This window comes from Micromonospora sp. NPDC050795, from assembly GCF_044456785.1.
Classification (GTDB): Bacteria; Actinomycetota; Actinomycetes; order Mycobacteriales; family Micromonosporaceae; genus Micromonospora.
Window position 1 is genome coordinate 13017 of record NZ_JBITGE010000034.1, and the last position, 15279, is coordinate 28295.

A 15279-nucleotide genomic window follows, 5' to 3' on the forward strand; every position below is an offset into this window, starting at 1 on the left:
GCCCAGCCGACCGACGAGAGGAACCCCTCGTGCCGAGCATCCGTGCCCTCGTACTCAACTGCACCCTCAAGCCCTCGCCTGCCCCCTCCAGCTCCGAGCAACTGGGTCGGGAGGTGCTGGCCGAACTGGCCCGTCAGGGCGTGGACGGCGAGATCGTCCGGGTGGTCGACCACGACGTGCGCTTCGGGGTGTCGACCGACGAGGGGCACGGCGACGGTTGGCCCGCCATCCGCGCCAAGCTGCTCGGCGCCCAGATCCTCATCATCGCCACCCCGATCTGGCTCGGCCAGCCCGCGAGCGTCACCAAGATGGTCCTCGAACGCCTCGACGCCGAGTTGTCCGAGACCGACGACGAGGGACGGCTGCTCACCTACGGCAAGGTGGCCGGCGTCGCGGTCGTCGGCAACGAGGACGGCGCGCACCACAGCATCGCCGAGGTGCAGGGGGCGCTCAACGAGGTGGGCTTCACCGTCGCCGCCGCCGGCGCGACCTACTGGGTCGGCGAGGCGCTGCACACGGTGGACTACCGCGACGCCGGCCCCAAGCCGGACACCACCGGCCGCACCACGAAGGCACTGGCGCTCAACAGCGCACACCTGGCCCGGCTCCTCGCCGACCAGCCGTACCCGCCGCCGGACGCGAAGGGCGCGGCGGTCGCTCCGAGCCGCGAATAGACATCACCGCCAGGGACGTCACCGCCCCGGGCCGCCCTACTTCCGGACAGCTCCGCGCGCGGCTCGCCGCCGATCCGCACCCGGCGCGGTCAGCGCCAGCCGTAGCCGGCGCGCAACGCCTGCCCGACCCGGTCGAACCGGGGCCGGTCCAACACGGCGCCCTCCCGGCGGATGCTGTCCTCGCGCATGGTGAGCACCCGGTCCAGCCGGACCCAGCTCGGCCGGTTGTCGCGGTCCCACTCACCCGGCCCGAGCGCGAACCAGTGCCGCTGCCCGTCCCGGTCGCTCTGGCTGGACAGCATCAGCCCGAACAGGGTCCGGCTGTGCCGCCCGACGACCAGCACCGGCCGGTCCTTGCCCTGACGGGGGTCGTCCTCGTACGGCACCCACGTCCAGACGATCTCGCCCGGGTCGGCCTGACCGTCCCGCTCCGGAGCGTAGGTCAACTCCCGACGCTGCAAGGCGCTCACCTGACGGCGGCGGGCGACCCGCGCGGGCGCCGGCCCGGTACGCCGGGGCGACGGGATCACCGCACCGACCCGGGAGATACGCGCCGCGACATTCCTCAACAGACCAGCCACGGCGGTCAGCCTACCCGCCGCCGAAGGAGACACTACGACAGACTGGGCCCATGAACGAGCTACCCCGTGACCTGCCGATCCTGGAGCGACGCGCGGTGCGGGTCGTGGTCGTCGACGGCACCGACCGGGTGTTGCTGTTCCACACCCGCGACCCGGACCACCCCCGGCTGGGCACCTGGTGGGAGCTGCCCGGCGGTGGCATGGATCCCGGCGAGACCTATCGCGACACCGCGGTACGGGAGCTGCGGGAAGAGACCGGCATCGCGATCACCGCCGACCAGGTTGGTACGCCGAACTGGCGGCGGCGGGCGAGCTTCCTGCACCGCCAGTTGCGGCACGTCCAGGACGAGGTTGTCGTCGCCGTACGGCTGGCCCGGCCCGGCCCGGACGTGGACGAGGCGCAGCGGCTCGACTACGAGCGGGAGGACTACTTCGGCTTCCGCTGGTGGCCGTTGCCCGAGGTGGTGGCCAGTCGGGAACGCTTCTACCCCGGGCAGCTCCCCCGGCTGATCACCCCCTTTCTCGCCGGTTCGGAGATCGACGAGCCGTTCGAACTGTGGTCGTGAGCCGGGTCGGCGGGCAGAGTGTGGGCATGGGGAGCGATCTGCACGGCCCGTTGTCCGCGTACGCCGCGCGACTGCACGCGACGGTCGGCGACAGGCACCACGTCGCCTCCCCGCTCGGCGCCTGGCTGCTGCTCGCGGTCACCGCCACGGCGGCCGACCCTGATCCGGCCGTAGCGGACGGAGCCGCCGTGAAGCTGGCGCAGGCGCTGGGCACCGACCTGCCGAGCGCGGCCGAGGTGGCCCGAACACTGTTGGACGCGCCGCACCCGCTCGTCGGCTCCGCCACCGCGCTCTGGCACACAGCGAGGCAGGGCGGCGACGGATCGACGGCGTGGCGGGCCGCGCTGCCCCGCACGACCGAGGTCGGCGCACTGCCCGACCAGGCCGGGTTGAACGCCTGGGCGCGCGAGCACACCCTCGGCCTGATCGAGACGTTCCCCCTGAAGGTCGAATCGGAGGTGGCGTTCATCCTGGCCAGCGCGTTGGCCACCCGGGTGTCCTGGGCGACCCCGTTCGACGTCGCCGACGCACGCGCGCTCGGCGCCAACAGCCCGTGGGCCGGCCAACTACGGCGGGCACTACGCAGCCCGAGCCGGGGCCACCGCTGCGCGATCGTGTCCACCGCGCGGGCCGGTGACGTGATCGTGCACGCCGCACCGGCCCGGACGACCGACGGCGCGGGACTGGTCGTCCTCTCGGTGGCCGCCGCGCCGCAGGTGCCACCGGCCGAGGTGCTGGCCATCGCGTACGACCTGAGTGCCGGCGCGGCCGACGGCGCGCGACCGGCGGGCAGCCGCTCGCTGTTCGACCTGCCGCTCGGCGAGACTCCGCTCTGGACACTGACAGAGGAGCGGGTACACACCTGGGACCGCGACGGCCGCGAAGAGCGGCACAACGCCGTCCTCCCCTGCTGGTCCGCCCGGAACGATCATGACCTGACCGCGCCGGCGCTCGGCTTCCCCGCCGCGGCGAGCACGCTGGCGACGGCGCTGGCGCTGCGGATAGACGACTTCGAGGCACGGCAGACGGCGGTGGCCCGGTTCGACAGGTACGGCTTCGAGGCGGCGGCGGTGACCGGCATGGCCGGAATTACCAGCATGCCGCCGGAGGGTGTGGCCCGCACCGCCGAGCTGCGCTTCGGCCACCCGTACGCGGTGGTGGCGGTCGCCACCGATCGTCGGCCCGACGGTTCCACCGGTCCCTGGCACGGACTGCCGGCCTTCTCGGCCTGGGTAGCCGAGCCCGAGGACGTGCCCGAGGCGTGAGTCACCCGGCTGGTCCGCCACCGGGGTTCAGCGACTCCTCGCCGTGCTGCTCCGCCTCCCGCACCACCTCGTTCGCGGTTGTCGGATCGCATCCGGTGGCCCGCAGGAGATCACTGGCCGCGGTGCGCAGTTGGGTCACCACCGCGTCGCCGAACTCGTCGACGCCCCGGGCCCGCGCGCGGCCGGCCTGGTAGACGGCGTCACGAGCCGCCTGCTCGGTGCGCTCGGTCGGCCGGCCGGCACGGTGTTCCCGGCGCAGCAGCTCGACCGCGTCGGCGAGTCGCCCGACGCTCGCCGGCAGGTCGGCGGGGATCGGCTCGTGGTACTGCAGCGCCATCGCCGACCGGCGGGCCACTCCGCGCCCGTGTTCGATGACGCGTTCCACGTGCTGGCTGGCCCGAGCGAACCGCTCCACGTCCCGGCGGCGCAACCACCTGGCGGGCGCGAGGCTCACCACCTCCTCGGCACCGCTCAGCGCCTGGTGCATCCGTTCGAGGTCGGGGCCCATCGCGCGCAGCGCGTCCAACGCGCGGACCGCCCGTTGCTGATCCCCGGTGTGCAGCGCGGCGGAGACCTCCCGCAGTTGGCGGGCAAGGCACGTGTAGATCGGCTCGGCGTCCCGGTCGAGGATCCGCATCGGGTTCAGTGGTACCAGCAACGCGACCACCACGAGACCCACGACGCCACCCACCATCGCCTCGACGATCCGGGGCCACTCAAGATCCTGCTGGGCGGGGGTGAGGGCGGCGAGGAGAACTGCCGTACCGCCGGCCTGACCGACGGCGGCCCCGCTGCGCCCGAACAGGACTAGCGTGGCGAAGATCGCGAACGCGACGACGAACCCGGTCTGCCAGAACCCGGTGCCCAGGAAGGACAGCAGGGCGTCGGTGGTGGCGATTCCCAGGCCGACCCCGACCAGCAGTTCGACTGTGCGGTGGGCACGCTGACCGAGCGCGGCGACGATCGTGCCCACGGCCGCCGAGGGTGCGAAGACCGGCGCGGGGTTGCCCAGGACGTTGTGTCCGATTGCCCAGGCCAGCGCCGCAGCGAGGCCCGCCTGCACCGAGATCACCAGTGCGACTTCCAGCTGACTCAGGCGCAGCCGGCCGGCCCGGCCACCGCGACCGCGCATCCGGGCACCGGCCGTCCTGACCCGCTCCACCACACGGTCATGGCGTGAGCGGGTGACATCGGGTCGGCGGCGGCCATCGGGATTCATCGAGCACTCGTACCATGCGGCAACCCGGCCAGTCCGGACAATCACGACACGGGTGTCAGAGGTTCTGCCTGGCTGATCGACTCGGGTTCACGAAACTCGGAATGTCGCGGGCACCGGGACACCCCGACGCCAAGGAACGCGAGTGGATCTGGCCGGGCGGGGTCAAGACCCACCGTCGCGCGGCATGCGCGCCACCATCTCCCGGAACTCGCGGACGGTCATCGCCGTCCGCAGGGTGGCGAAGACAGCGCCGGTTCCGGCTCGGGCGGTGGCCGGGTCCACCCCGGCGCGCTGTTCCACCCGGCGAAGGAACTCTGTCGGCCCGGCGTCCATCGGGGGCATGCCGGCACCGCCGACCTCCAGGCCCACCCCGCTGGTCAACCCGTCGGCATCCGCATCGGAAGCTTCGGTCGGGTCCGGACCAGCAGCCGAAGCCCTGGTCGGGTGTGGAGCAGCAAGGGAGGTCCCGGTCAGGTCCGGGGCCGGAGGGGCCGTACCGGCCGCATCCGGGGCCGGGCCGGTCAGGTAGCCGTCGACCTCGTTCGGAAGGTACCCGACGAGGTCGCCGGTCGCGTCACCCGTCACCCGCTCGGCCAATGTCTGGAGCACGGCGCGGGCGAGCACGGCGGCCTCCTCGGCGGGCAGCCCGGACCGTTGGGACACCGCGTCGATGAAGTACGGGAACCCGTCGCCGTCGGTCACGCTCCGCCGGTTACCCCTGCCCGGTCGCGACAAACTGCCGCTAGGCCAGCAGACCCTCGGACAGCAGGTGGTCGAAGATGATCTGGTCGACCGGTGAGGTGCAGTGTCGGTCCGCGTACCCGAGCCAGGCCATCTCGGCGATCTCGCTGGCCGGCCGCAACTGCCCCCGATAGCCCGCCCGATAGCAGGTCATCCGCACGGTGATGCCGGTCGTGTGGCCGTGCGCCTGAGCGGTGAAGGTGCCCAGGTGCACGGCACCTGACACGTCGACCTCGACGCTCAACTCCTCGTCGATCTCCCGACGCAGGGTCTCCAGGTCGGTTTCGCCCGGCTCGCGCTTTCCGCCCGGCAGGTACCAGACGTCCTTGCCCGCCGACCGGGTGCTCAGCACCCGACCGTCCTCGACGAGGATCCAGGCCACCTTGTCGATCTCGCGCACGATGCTCCTTGCTGCCGCCGGGATCGGGGACGCTACCACCCGGCACCGCGCTCAGTCGGTGAGCAGGTCGAGCAGCAGCGCGGCGCTCCAGCTGAACGCCGGTGAGCCCAGCCCTGCACCGGTGTCCGGGTGGAAGTACTCGTGGCAGCCGGCCCCGGCGACCAGACCGATCATCGAGCGGCGCAGCCCGGCGGCCAACTCCGGGTGCCCGTGACCGAGCAGCCCACGCCGGACCAGCCAGCCGATGTTGAGCCAGCTCGGCCCACGCCAGTAACGCAGCGGCTCGAAGTCGGGTGCGGTGCGGTCGTGGGTGGGCAGCGGCCGGTCCATCCGTCGGGCCACCCCGAAGCGCGCCGACCGGGCCTCGACGACCAGCGCGTCGACATGCCGGGTCGGCAGGTCCGGCAGGATCAGCGGGGTCAGCCCGAGCACGGTACGGGCGCTCAGCAGGCGGTTGGTGCGCAGGTCACGGGGCTGGAACGTGCCGGTGTCCGGGTCGTACAGCCGGCGTACCAGTGCTTCGGTGATGCGGGCCGCGCGGGCCCGGTGCGGCCCGGGGTCGCCACCGACGAGCGCGGCGATCTCGGCGAGGGCGTGTTCGGCGGCCCCGAACGCCGCGTTGAACAGCGGGCACTCCACCAGGAACGGGTGCCCGCCGGTCAGGTCCCGGTCGGAGTAGCAGTGGTCGCGGTAGGCGGCGACGATCGCCAGGTAGCGCGCGTAGTCGAGGTCTGTGGGGCGGTGCGCGGCGTCGGCGTGCGTGGTGTCGTGCCGACGGTACGCCCGCATGACTGCCGCCTCGGCCGGCACCGCGGCCATCGGCTCGTCCCACGCCGGGCTGTTGTCCAACCCCGACTCCCACGGGTGCACGATGCAGACCAGTCCGTCACCGGCCACGTCCCGCCGGTCGGCCAGGTAGCGCTGTTGGGCGACCAGCGCGGGGTAGAGCACGCGCAGCGCGGCCAGGGCGGTCGGGTCGGGCGTCCGCCGGTACGCCACCAACGCGGCGAGCGCGTGCACCGGCGGCTGAACCAGGCCGGAGGTGGCCACCGTCGGTGCTCCCGGCACGTCGGCCGACCGCCACATCTCCGGCCCCGGGAAGTACGCGCCGACCCGCAGCGCCGGGTTGAACACGATGTGTGGCACCCGTCCGTCGGCCCACTGCGCCCCGAACAGGCTGGCCAGCTCCCGCCAGGCGCGGTCGGGACGGACGTGGGCCAACCCGATCGCGATGAACGCGGAGTCCCAGCTCCACTGGTGCGGGTAGAGCGTGCGTGAGGGCACCGTGTGGTCGTGCTCCCAGTTGGCGTCGAGCGTGTCGATCGCGAGCCGACGCAGCCCGGCCGCGTCGACCGGGTCACCCGTGCCGGCGGCATCGGCGCGCGTCGCCCCGGCGTCGGCGGGCAGGCCGACACCGGCGGTCGCGTCGACGCTTGTCGGCCCGGCGTCGGCGCTCACGCGGCGGCCCGCCGGGGCAGCGCGTGTCGCAGCACCGTGGCCGCCTGTTGCAGGGCCCGGACCGGGTCGCCGCGGAGCCGGCACTCCAGCGCCAGCCAGCCCCGGTAGTCCAGCTCCAGCAGGGTGCGCACCAGCGCCGGCCAGTCCAGGTGCCCGGCGCCGGGCTGGTACCGGTTGGAGTCACTGACCTGCACGTGCCCGAGGTATGGCGCGGCGGCGCGCAGCGCGCGGTGCACATCGTCCTCCTCGATGTTCATGTGGAAGGTGTCGGCGACCACCCGGACCGACGGCAACCCGAGCGCGGCGCAGAGCGCCACCGCCTCGTCGAGACGGTTGACCATGTGGTCCTCGTACCGGTTGAGGGGTTCCAGGAAGAGGGTGACCCCCTCGGCCCGGGCGTGTTCGCCCAGCTCGCCGAGGGCGTCGAGGAGCACCTGCCGGTCGCCGTCCGGGCGGCGGGGCGGATCAAACGGCGGCAGTCGGCGGGAGAACATCCCCCAGGCGGCCGGGGTCATCACCCCGACGCCACCCAGCTCGGCGATCACCGTGAGTTGGGAGCGCAGATTGCGGACGGCATCGGCGGACCGGGCGGGGTCGAAGTCGCCGATGAAGTGGTCCATCTCGACGCAGACGGTGGGCATCACCACCCCGGCGGCGCGGGCCCGGCGCAGCTCGGGCAACCGGCGGGCGAACGCCAGGTCGCCCCGGCCTCGTAGCTCGATGCCCTGGTAGCCGAGGGCGGCCGCGAGGGCGTACTTCTGGATCAGGTTGGTGCCCGGCAGGAGCTGTTCCTGACAGGCCAGCGCGATGGTGGTCATGAGAACCTCAGCACGACTTGGAGGACGTCACCGGCGCCGCGGTCGAGCAGCGCGAGGGCGTCGGCGACCGCGCTGGCGTCGACGATGTGGCTGACCAGTGGCAGCGGGTCGACGCTGCGGTCGGCCACCAGGTCCATGAAGGTCTGCGCGACCCGGTCTCCGGTCCACCGGCCGGCCATGCTCGGCGCGGGGGTGGGCCCGGAGACCTGGGCGGCCACCAACTGGATGCGGTTGTGGTGGAACTCCTCGCCGAGGCCGAGCGCGTCGGCCTGGCCCTGGTAGAAGCCGGCGGCCACGACCCGGCCGGCGTGGGTGGTGGAGCGGATCGCCTCGTGCAGCGCCGGATACGCGCCGGACAACTCCAGGCAGACGTCGGCCCCCCGGCCGGCGGTGGCCTGGCGCAGCACGGCGGCGGCGGAGGTGACAGTGGCGTCCACGGTCGAGTGCGCGCCGTACCGGGCGGCGTGCTCCAACCGGTCGGTTACCGGGTCGACGGCCACCACCCGGGCCCCGGAGAGGACGGCGAGCCGGGTGGCGAGCAGCCCGATGACGCCCTGGCCGAAGACACCCACCCAGTCGCCGAGGTGCAGGTCACCGGCGAGCACGGCGGTCAGCGCGATGGCGCCGGGGCGGGCGAAGACCGCGGCGAGCGGATCCAGCCCGGCGGGCAGCGTGCGGACCGCGTCGGCGGCGAGCACGGCCTCGGCCCGGTGCCCCCAGATGCCCCAGACGAGCTGCCCCGGGTGTCGGTCGGTGACGTCCGGCGCGACCTCGACGACCTCGCCGACCTCTTCGTAACCGAAGCCGATCAACGGGTAGGGCACCGGGGTCTGTCGGGGGACGAACATCCGGGCGGCATCGTCCCAGTCCTTGCTGAGCCGGGGATTGCTGCCCCGGTAGAGGGTCAGCTCGGTGCCGGCAGAGATGCCCGAGTAGCAGGTGCGGACTCGGACCTGGCCGGGGCCGAGCGGATCCGGCGGGCAGGGCTCGAGGCTGATGCGTCGAGGCCCGGCGAGAGAGACCACCCAGTTGCCCATGTGTCACATCCCGGTAGCACTGGGCTCCAGGATAGCAAAAAATCGCCATATGTCTTGCTATTGATCAATCGAAGGTGTTGGATCCCTCATGTACCCTTCGAGAGGAGTGCCACCGATGTCAGCACCTCCGAGGCGGATACTCGCCACCACAGTGATCCTGGCACTGACCACGTCCACCCTGCTGGCCTGCGGCGACGACGCACCCGACAGCAACAGCAAGAAGATCACCGTCTGGAGCCTGGAGGACGTGGCCGACCGGGTCACCGCCACCAAGGCGATCATCGCCGACTTCACCGCCAAGACCGGGATCCAGGTCGACCTCGTGACCGTCAACGAGGACCAGTTCCCCTCCTTGATCGCCGCAAACGCCGCCGCCGGCGACCTGCCCGACGTGGTCGGGTCGGTCTCGCTCGCCGGCATCCGTACGCTCGCCGGCAACGAGCTGCTACATGCCTCGGCGAACGCGGAGGTCGTCGACAAGCTGGGCAGGCAGACCTTCTCCCCCCGAGCGCTGGAGCTCACCTCCGACGACGGCACACAGCTCTCCGTGCCCAGCGACGGGTGGGGACAGCTGCTCGTCTACCGCAAGGACCTGTTCGCCGCGGCCGGCCTGCCCGCCCCCGACACGTACGAGCGGATCACCACCGCCGCCGCGAGACTGAACACCGGCGGCGTCGCCGGCATCACCGCGGCGACCGCCCCCAGCGACGTGTTCACCCAACAGACCTTCGAGCACCTGGCGTTGGCCAACGGCTGCCAGCTCACCGACGACTCGGGAAAGGTGACACTGGATTCGCCCCAGTGCGTCGAGGCGTTCCGCTTCTACGGTGACCTGATCCGCACCAGCTCGGTGAAGGGCGCGCAGGACGTGGACACCACCCGGGCCACCTACTTCGCGGGCAAGGCGGCCATGGTGATCTGGTCACCGTTCATCCTCGACGAGCTGGCCGGGCTGCGCAACGACGCCAAGCCGACCTGCGCGCAGTGCCAGGCGGACCCGGCGTTCCTCGCGAAGAACAGCGGGTTCGTCACCGCGATCAAGGGCCCGAACGGCACCGAGCCGGCCCAGTACGGCGAGATCAGCTCGTGGGCGGTCCTGGACGGCGCGGTGACCGACCCGGCGAAGTCCTTCGTGGAGTACATGCTCGGTGACGGCTACCCGCGCTGGTTCGGCATGTCGCCGGAGGGCCGCTTCCCGGTACGCAAGGGCACCCCCGCCGAGCCGGAGGCGTACCTGACCGCCTGGAACACCAGCCAGGCGGGCGTGGACGCGAAGAAGCCCCTCACCGACGTGTACGGCGACGAGGTGCTGGCCACGCTGCGCCGCAGCCCGGACACCTTCGGGCGCTGGGGCCTCAGCCAGGGGCAGGGCAAACTCGTCGGCGCCATGCTCGGCGAGCTGCCGGTGCCCAAGGTGCTGGGCGACCTCGTCTCCGGCAAGTCCGACGCGGCGGGCACCGCCAGGCGCGCCACGAAGGACGTGGACGCCATCAAGGCGGGCGTCAATTGACCACCACCGCGCCCGGCCCCGGCCGCTCCCCCACCAGGGAGCAGCCGGCGTCACCCGGGCGCCGACCGCTGACCCTGCGCCGCCGCGAATCCCGGGCCGGGCTCGCGCTGGTCGCACCGACCCTGCTCGTCACCATCGCGGTCATCGGCATTCCGATCGTGTGGACGGTGGTGCTCGCCTTCCAGCGGGTCCGGCTGGCCACGCTGCGCAAGACCGGCCTGTTCGGCGAGTTCACCATGGACAACATCGACCGGGTGCTGCACACCCCCGGCTTCGCCGAGACGCTGTGGGTCACCCTGATCTACAGCATCGGCGGCACCGTCGGGTCGATAGTGCTCGGCCTGGTGGCCGCACTGGTCGTCCGCCGGCCGTTCCGGGGTCGCACCCTGGTCCGGGCGTCCATGCTGCTGCCGTACGTGGCACCGGTGGTCGCCGTCACGTTCGTCTGGCAGGTGATGCTCGACCCACAGCTCGGCATCGTCAACGCGTGGGGCCAACGCCTGCTCGGCTGGGACGCGCCGGTGCCGTTCCTCACCCAGGAGTCGACCGCGCTGGCCACGGTGATCGTCTTCGAGGCGTGGCGGTACTTCCCGTTCGCGTTCCTGTTCCTGCTGGCCCGCCTCCAGGCGGTGCCCGGCGAGTTGGAGGAGGCCGCCCGGGTCGACGGCGCCACCCCCACCCAGCGGTTCCGGCACATCCTGCTGCCGCAACTGCTGCCGGTGATCGCCCTGCTGGGCGTGCTGCGCTTCATCATGACGTTCAACAAGTTCGACGACGTCTACCTGCTCACCGGCGGTGCGGCCGGCACCGAGGTGGTCAGCGTCCGGGTGTACGAGTTTCTCACCGCCCGTACCGACATCGGAGCCGCGGCCGCGCAGGCGGTCGTGCTGGCCGTTGTGCTCATCGTGTTCGTGCTGATCTATCTGCGCTTCTTCGGACGGAGGGTGGGTTGATGGACCGGGACGTGGTCGAGACGGTGAGCCTGCGTTGGCTGCGCCGCCTGGTGATAGCCGTGTTCCTGGTGATCACGGCCTTCCCCTTCTACTACATGCTGGTGCTCTCGGTGCGCCCCATCGAGCGGCTGCTGCTCGACCCCGGGGCGCTGGTGGTCGGCTTCGGTGAGCTCACCGTGGCCACGTACGCCGAGGTGCTCAAGGCCACCGACGACGGCGGCCAGGGGTTCCTCACCTTCATCCGCAACAGCGGGCTGGTCGCCGTCGCGGCGACCGTGCTCACCCTCCTGGTGGCGATCCCCGGCGCGTACGCGGTGGCCCGGCTGCGGTTCTTCGGCCGGCGACAGGTGGACTTCCTGTTCCTGGCGGTCTATTTGTTTCCGTCGATCGTCATCGCGATCCCGTTGTTCGTGGTCTTCACCCGGGCCGGGCTGCGCGGCTCGCTGTTCGGTCTGGTGCTGGTCTACATCTCGCAGACGTTGCCGGTGTCGGTCTACATGCTGAAGAACTACTTCGAGACCATCCCGGTCAGCCTGGAGGAGTCCGCCGCCATCGACGGCGCCGGTCGGCTCGGCATCATCCGCCGTGTCAGCCTGCCCCTGGCGATGCCGTCGATCATGGCGGTCGCGCTCTACGACTTCATGATCGCCTGGAACGAGTTCCTGTTCGCCCTGCTGTTCCTGGTCGACAAACCCGACAGGTGGACGGTGTCGCTCGGGTTGTCCCTGCTCGCCGACGGGGTGGAGGTCCCCAAGACGGTGCTGATGGCCGGGTCGGTCGTGCTCACCCTGCCCATCGTGATTCTCTTCTTCGCCAGCGAACGGCTGCTCACCGAAGGGCTGACCAGCGGCGCGGAGAAGGGATGACGGTCTCGTCCGAGTCGCCCGCCCGACCCCCACCGGCCCGGATACGGTGGCCTCATGGCCAACCCGACCCGCTGGGCGACCGACACCGGTCCCGAGCACTCACAGTGGTATATCGACAGGTTCCGCAAGCTCGTGGCCGAGGGCGCGGACCTGGCCGGCGAGGCCCGACTGGTGGACGCCCTCGTCGCTCCCGGCTCCCGCATTCTCGACGCCGGCAGCGGCACCGGCCGCGTCGGTGCCGCGCTGGCCGAGCGGGGCCACACGGTGGTCGGGGTGGACGCCGACCCCGCGCTGGTGGAGGCCGCCCGCGCCGACTATCCGGGCCCGACGTGGCTCGTCGCCGACCTCGCCGAGCTGGATCTACCGGCGCTGGGTGAGGCCGAGCCGTTCGACGCGGCGGTGCTGGCCGGCAACGTGCTCGCCTTCGTCGCCGTCGGCACCGAACCGGAGGTGCTGCGCCGGGTGGCCGCGCACCTGCGACCCGATGGTGTGCTGACAGTGGGCTTCGGCACGGAGCGCGGCTACCCGCTGACCGCGTTCGACGCCGACGCGGTGGCCGCCGGGCTGCGCGTGGAGCAGCGCTTCGCCACCTGGGACCTGCGACCGTGGCGTGACGACGCCCCGTTCGCGGTCACCGTCCTGCGCCGCCCAGCCGACTGAGCACCCCCTGCCACACGTCGCTTAGTCCGGGGCGGCGACGGCGCGGGCGGTGACCGGGTCGAGGGTGGCGCCGGCAGGTACCAGGCTGACCAGCCCGGACGGTAGCCGCACCGGCCGCACGTCGCGGTAGCCGAGCATCGGGAGCACCTCCCGGTCGGCCAGCACGTACCGTCGGCCCAGGTCGGTGACCACGGAGACCGCGCCGCCGGTCGCGCCGGGCGCCGCGGCGGCCTCGACCACCGCGCCGCGGCCCGGCTCCACCACCACGTGGTCGGCCAGCACCGCGCCGCCGGTCCGCGCCGTACGGGGCACGGCCGTCAGGTCCCGCAGTGGTACGCCCCACCGCACCTCACCAACCCCGCCATCGTCGCCGATGCGCGTGCAGAGCGCCCCGCCGTCGCCGGCCGCGAGCCGGGGCGGGACCGGTGGCGGGGCGTTCGGGCCGGTGGGCGCGAGATCAGGCACCGTGGGCAGCGCGGCAAACCGGCCCAACGTCATCGGCACCGGTGCTACCTGCCCGGTGCGGGCCAGCAGCAACCCCGCCTGCAACTCGGTGATGCCGGCCAGGCCGGCGTCGAGCGCCACCGCGTACTGCCGACCGCCGCCGGAGTTGCTCACCAGGTAGACAGTGCCGATCGCGGCACCCGGCACCCGGGTGGCCGGCCGACCCAACGCGGGCAGATCGAGTGGGGCGAGGTCGGTGCCGGCGGGCAGCGAGTTGAGCAGTGCCGGCGCGGCCCCGACCGCTTGCGCTCGGGTGGTGGCGAGCGCCGCCAGCACCCGGCTCGGATCACGGACGAGGTAGCGGCGCTGGTGCCAGACCAGGTGCAGCCCGCCGTCGGGGTGGCGCAGGAGCAGCGCGTCGTCGCCCAAGGGCCGACCGCCGTCGGGCTCGGTGCCGATCAGCAAGGCGGAGCGGGGCGCCTCGACGCCCGTGCCGGTCGGGACGGTCGAGCAGACCGTCCACGCCGTGGCGGCCAGCCGGCCCGGGGCGGGCAGCGAGTCGGGTGCGTCGGCGATGCCCAACGGCAGCCCGCGCGGCACTCCGTCGATCGTGCGTCGAGACACCAGGACGGTCTTCGAGCGGTCCGCACCGACGATGAGCAGCGCCGAGGCGTAGTTGAGCACCGGGTGCAGCTTCTGCTCGCGGTAGACGAACCGAGCGCCGGACTCCTTCTCCACGATCACCGCGCCCGGGTCCCGCCAGCCCTTGCCGCCGCCGGCGAACAGGCCGTAGAGGGCGAAGCCACCGAGCCCGATCGCCGCGACCAGGACGCTGGCCAGGCCGGCGCCGGCCAGCCGCCGAAACGGCGACTGCGCGGGGTCGGTCTCGCGCATGACCAGGGCGGCGACCGCACGCTGGACGCTGAACTGGTAGGAGTGCAGCTGGTCCTGCCGCGACGGCATGAGTCTCCTCCGGTGGATCGGCCGGGCACAGGATATGCGCTGCGTCGATGCACCGTGGACCCTGCGTGGCCGCCCGTCGCGGGGCAACCGGTACCATCCGTGGACGAATCCGGCGGCGAGAGGGCACCCGTGGGCGCGCGTTTCGAAGAGCTGGCCTGGCGGGAAACCCCGATCGGCGCGATCAGCCTGCGCCGACGCCGGGACCCGGCACTCCAGGTCGAGGTGTACGAGGTCAAGCTCGACGACGAGTACCTGATGTCCAGCCTCTTCCCGGTCGCGGAGATCGAGCTGGCCCGGCTCGGTCTCGCCGAGGTGGCCGGTGACTCGCTCGACGTGGTGGTGGGCGGCCTCGGGCTGGGCTACACCGCCTGCGCGGCGCTGGGCGACCCCCGGGTGCGCTCACTGTTCGTGGTGGAGGCGATCGAGGACGTGATCGACTGGCACCAACGAGGGCTGCTGCCGTTCGCGGCGGGGCTCGCCGAGGACCCCCGGACCCGCTTCGTGCAGGCCGACTTCTTCGCGGCGGTGGCCGGTGACACCGGCTTCGACGCCGAGGTGCCCGGCCGGCGGTTCGACGCGGTCCTGCTCGACGTCGACCACTCCCCGCGCAACGTCCTGCACCCGAGCCACGCGGCGTTCTACCCGCCGGCCGGGTTGCGTCGCCTGGCCGCCCTGCTACGCCCCGAAGGAGTCTTCGCGCTCTGGTCGGACGACCCGCCGGACGCCGAGTTCACCGCCGCGCTCAGCGAGGTGTTCGTGGGCGTACGCGCGCATGTCGTGCCGTTCGCCAACCCGCTGACCGGCGGGGAGTCGGCGAACACCGTCTACGTGGCGCATACCGGCCCCTGATCGACGTCGGGTACGCCGCCCGCGCATGGTGTCGGCCGGACGGGGAATGAGAAGCCGGGGCCGGCCGCACCAGGCACGGCCGGTCACTGGAGGTCGACATGCGTGCACTGCTCTGGGTCGTCGGCGTGGTCGCCGGCGTGCTGATTTTGCTCGGCCTGATCCTCGAGGCGGTCCGTTGGCTGATCATCATCGGCCTGATCGCGCTGGTGATCGTGATCGTCTGGGGCGTCGTCAAGGGGCGGCAGGCGGTGCATCACCAGGGCCGACGACGCTGA

The 15279-nt window shown here is 72.4% G+C and carries 17 protein-coding genes; 9 read left to right on the top strand and 8 right to left on the bottom strand.

Annotation, left to right across the window (positions count from 1 at the left end; genetic code table 11):
* Positions 1–29 precede the first annotated feature (29 nt).
* A complete protein-coding gene (locus ACIBEF_RS25740; RefSeq protein ID WP_396795692.1) occupies positions 30–674 on the top strand; it encodes a flavodoxin family protein in 645 nt (214 codons plus the stop codon).
* An 89-nt stretch (positions 675–763) separates the two neighbouring features.
* Here the strand turns inward: ACIBEF_RS25740 and ACIBEF_RS25745 are convergent, their stop codons facing one another.
* Positions 764–1255, bottom strand: a complete 492-nt coding sequence (locus tag ACIBEF_RS25745; RefSeq protein WP_396795693.1) for a type II toxin-antitoxin system PemK/MazF family toxin — start codon at positions 1253–1255, stop codon at positions 764–766.
* A 50-nt stretch (positions 1256–1305) separates the two neighbouring features.
* Here ACIBEF_RS25745 and ACIBEF_RS25750 point away from each other — a divergent pair, with 50 nt between their 5' ends.
* Together ACIBEF_RS25750 and ACIBEF_RS25755 are read left to right on the top strand one after the other, a co-directional pair.
* Positions 1306–1821, top strand: coding sequence for an NUDIX hydrolase (locus ACIBEF_RS25750; protein ID WP_396795694.1), 516 nt, complete (start codon positions 1306–1308; stop codon positions 1819–1821).
* A 26-nt stretch (positions 1822–1847) separates the two neighbouring features.
* Positions 1848–3086, top strand: coding sequence for a hypothetical protein (locus tag ACIBEF_RS25755; protein WP_396795695.1), 1239 nt, complete (start codon positions 1848–1850; stop codon positions 3084–3086).
* A gap of 1 nt (position 3087) precedes the next feature.
* On the opposite strand, the gene ACIBEF_RS25760 is transcribed toward ACIBEF_RS25755, so the two are convergent.
* From ACIBEF_RS25760 to ACIBEF_RS25785, 6 genes are all read right to left on the bottom strand, one after another.
* Positions 3088–4218 (bottom strand): aromatic acid exporter family protein, encoded by a 1131-nt coding sequence (locus tag ACIBEF_RS25760; protein ID WP_396795696.1) that lies wholly within the window; start codon positions 4216–4218, stop codon positions 3088–3090.
* 249 nt (positions 4219–4467) lie between these two features.
* Positions 4468–5007: a DUF2267 domain-containing protein gene (locus ACIBEF_RS25765; protein ID WP_396795698.1), complete on the bottom strand. Its 540-nt coding sequence runs from the start codon at positions 5005–5007 to the stop codon at positions 4468–4470.
* Positions 5008–5047: 40 nt separating this feature from the next.
* Positions 5048–5446, bottom strand: a complete 399-nt coding sequence (locus ACIBEF_RS25770) for an NUDIX domain-containing protein (protein WP_396795699.1) — start codon at positions 5444–5446, stop codon at positions 5048–5050.
* 51 nt (positions 5447–5497) lie between these two features.
* Positions 5498–6853, bottom strand: coding sequence for an MGH1-like glycoside hydrolase domain-containing protein (locus ACIBEF_RS25775; RefSeq protein ID WP_396795746.1), 1356 nt, complete (start codon positions 6851–6853; stop codon positions 5498–5500).
* Between the two features lie 47 nt (positions 6854–6900).
* Positions 6901–7722 (bottom strand): sugar phosphate isomerase/epimerase family protein, encoded by an 822-nt coding sequence (locus ACIBEF_RS25780; protein ID WP_357231060.1) that lies wholly within the window; start codon positions 7720–7722, stop codon positions 6901–6903.
* Positions 7719–8759 (bottom strand): zinc-binding alcohol dehydrogenase, encoded by a 1041-nt coding sequence (locus tag ACIBEF_RS25785; protein WP_396795700.1) that lies wholly within the window; start codon positions 8757–8759, stop codon positions 7719–7721. Before ACIBEF_RS25785 ends, ACIBEF_RS25780 begins: the two co-directional genes overlap by 4 nt.
* Before the next feature lie 115 nt (positions 8760–8874).
* Here ACIBEF_RS25785 and ACIBEF_RS25790 point away from each other — a divergent pair, with 115 nt between their 5' ends.
* From ACIBEF_RS25790 to ACIBEF_RS25805, 4 genes are read left to right on the top strand one after another with little or no spacing between them, the layout of a single operon-like run.
* A complete protein-coding gene (locus ACIBEF_RS25790; protein ID WP_396795701.1) occupies positions 8875–10269 on the top strand; it encodes an ABC transporter substrate-binding protein in 1395 nt (464 codons plus the stop codon).
* Positions 10266–11222 carry a carbohydrate ABC transporter permease gene (locus ACIBEF_RS25795; RefSeq protein WP_396795702.1) on the top strand — a complete coding sequence of 319 codons (957 nt, stop codon included), beginning with the start codon at positions 10266–10268 and terminating at the stop codon, positions 11220–11222. The genes ACIBEF_RS25790 and ACIBEF_RS25795 overlap by 4 nt, the downstream gene beginning before the upstream one ends.
* On the top strand, positions 11222–12088 hold the full coding sequence (locus ACIBEF_RS25800; protein ID WP_357204581.1) for a carbohydrate ABC transporter permease: 867 nt from the start codon (positions 11222–11224) through the stop codon (positions 12086–12088). Before ACIBEF_RS25795 ends, ACIBEF_RS25800 begins: the two co-directional genes overlap by 1 nt.
* 54 nt (positions 12089–12142) lie before the next feature.
* Positions 12143–12748 (top strand): class I SAM-dependent methyltransferase, encoded by a 606-nt coding sequence (locus tag ACIBEF_RS25805; RefSeq protein ID WP_357231075.1) that lies wholly within the window; start codon positions 12143–12145, stop codon positions 12746–12748.
* Between the two features lie 21 nt (positions 12749–12769).
* On the opposite strand, the gene eccB is transcribed toward ACIBEF_RS25805, so the two are convergent.
* Entirely contained in the window at positions 12770–14155 is a 1386-nt protein-coding gene (gene eccB / locus ACIBEF_RS25810; protein WP_396795703.1) for a type VII secretion protein EccB, read from the bottom strand.
* 129 nt (positions 14156–14284) lie between these two features.
* Between eccB and ACIBEF_RS25815 the strand changes: the two genes are divergently transcribed.
* Together ACIBEF_RS25815 and ACIBEF_RS25820 are read left to right on the top strand one after the other, a co-directional pair.
* Positions 14285–15004, top strand: coding sequence for a spermidine synthase (locus tag ACIBEF_RS25815; protein ID WP_396795704.1), 720 nt, complete (start codon positions 14285–14287; stop codon positions 15002–15004).
* Between the two features lie 98 nt (positions 15005–15102).
* Entirely contained in the window at positions 15103–15279 is a 177-nt protein-coding gene (locus ACIBEF_RS25820; protein ID WP_396795705.1) for a hypothetical protein, read from the top strand.